Here is a 1886-nt window from a genome sequence, read left to right as displayed (position 1 = left end):
CAGGGACGCCCCATCCGATGCCCCTCCCCCCCCTTGGCCGCCGGGCCGCCGGTCGTCTCCGATCCGGCGGCCGTACTGCGCCCACCATTCCATGACGCGCGCCTCCACCCTCGCGATGTCCCGTCCGCCAGCCAGCGCGCGGGCCATGCATTCCGGTTCGTCGACCTCGAGCACGATGATCCGCTGGGGCCGGAGCGTGCTGGCCCACCAGTCCCGGTGCTTCGCCTTCGGCTCGGACACGACGAACCACGCAGCGGCATGGGGACCGGGGCGCGACAGGCAGCCCAGCATGTTGTTGCGCTGCCAGAGCGCGGCATTCAGCCAGCGTTCCCGCGGCCAGCCGTGCATCGGCTCTCCCGAGAGGTCCGAGGCGATGCGGTCGAGATCGATCACCAGGTCGCCAGGACCGGCGCTTGCCTCGGCCAGCGTCGTCTTGCCCGAGCAGGGCGGCCCGCAGATGATCGTCAGGGGAATGGCCGACGGCTGCAGCCATTTGGGATGGATGGCCATGGCCTGCCCTGCCCGCTCGATCGCCTGCTTGCGGCTGTCGTGCCAGGCCTTGGAGACCAGCTGCAGGTTGTCCTCGTCCCAGAACAGGTCCGGGTTTCCGTTGTGCGGGCGGATATGGTCGACGACGGGGCTGTCCGGCGCAGGCGGCTTTCCGCGCAGCAGGACGCCCGTCTTCGCGCAGGTGAACATGCCCTTCTCAAGGATGGCTTCCCGCAGGCGCTTCCACCTGGCGAGGTCATACCACGACCGCCACTCCCGATCGGCGTCCCGCGCGGCCATCCGCGAGCGCTCGGCATCGGCGCGCGTGATCGACCGGCCGGAAGACGCCGCATGCGCGGAGAGGCGCGGGCGCGACGTCTTCAGGCGGCCCATTGCTGGTCCGTGGTGGTGGGGATGGCGGTCATGTCTGGATCGTGGAAACGCAAAACGCCCGCGCAGGGGATGCCTGCCGGGCGCATTTGTTCATCGTGTCACAAGTGATGCCGAGAAGTGTCCCAACCGTCAACCCCCTTTCTGTCAGCAGGCCCGCAGACGCTCCAGAACGACTGCTAGAGCGCATGCAAGCGCCCGCACGTTTCGTCCCGTCTTCACCCATCCATGCGCGTCCAGCACTGGCACCAGCGCCTCTCCGCCGAGGCACACCATCTCGACCAGCTTGCGGTCAGAGATCGAGGCCTTGGTCCCGCGATCAGATGGCCTGACCCGGCGCACCGGCATGCCGATACCGTCGCCGATCGCGCGGTTCATCCGGCGCAGCGTGTCGCAGTGGCCCATGTAGACGTCCATGAAGTCCTTGGCCGCGTCGACGTTGCCGCCGCCGCTGATCATGCCGGAGCTCGAGCACTTCATCCCGCCAGCCTCGACCGCCTCGACCAGCGCCGCATAGCGCCGCCCGGCCGCGCGCTGCGCCTCGGTCAGCCCCTTGATCCGGTCGAGCGCATCCTCGGCCCGCATCGCCGAGCGCCCGCGATAGCCCGTGGTCTCGTAGACCGGCTTGCCGTCCTGACCCTCGCGCACCGTCACGGTATCCACAGCCAGGACCTTGCCGCGGGCGGGCGCCGCCGGCGCATCGAAGCCGCAGGCCTCCGGAGCGGCGCTGGCAGCGCGCAGCTTGTCCAGGCGCTTGGCCTCTTCAGCCTCCCGCTCACCTGCCGCCGCGCGCAGCTTGTCCCGCCGAGCAATTGCCGCTGTCCTCTTCGCATCGAAGGGCTTCATCATCATCGCCCTACCTCACCTGCGCCGCACGCGGGCCGACTGCCTTGCGGATTGCCTCGATCTTCGACGCCATGGCCTGCAGGTCCACCTTCTGGCCGGACAGCGCCGCCTTCACGTGCTCCACCGCCTTCTGGGCAGCGTCTGCCTCTGCCAGCGTCATC

At 69.4% G+C, this 1886-nt stretch carries 2 protein-coding genes; both read right to left on the bottom strand.

All coding sequences use genetic code 11. The features are described 5' to 3' along the window. On the bottom strand, positions 1-882 hold an 882-nt coding region (locus HCC78_RS32370), incomplete at its 3' end, for an AAA family ATPase (protein WP_172332794.1). A 144-nt stretch (positions 883-1026) separates the two neighbouring features. Further along, positions 1027-1731: a hypothetical protein gene (locus HCC78_RS32365; protein WP_172332793.1), complete on the bottom strand. Its 705-nt coding sequence runs from the start codon at positions 1729-1731 to the stop codon at positions 1027-1029. Positions 1732-1886: the final 155 nt, after the last annotated feature.

This window comes from Mangrovicoccus sp. HB161399 (genome assembly GCF_013184745.1).
GTDB lineage: Bacteria > Pseudomonadota > Alphaproteobacteria > Rhodobacterales > Rhodobacteraceae > Mangrovicoccus.
Note: the sequence above shows the minus strand (reverse complement) of the source record. Positions and strands in the feature narration are given on the sequence as shown.

Excerpts from the sequence above, each read along its gene's own strand:
- HCC78_RS32365 (WP_172332793.1), bottom strand. The coding sequence starts at position 1,731 with ATGATGATGAAGCCCTTCGATGCGAAGAGGACAGCGGCAATTGCTCGG.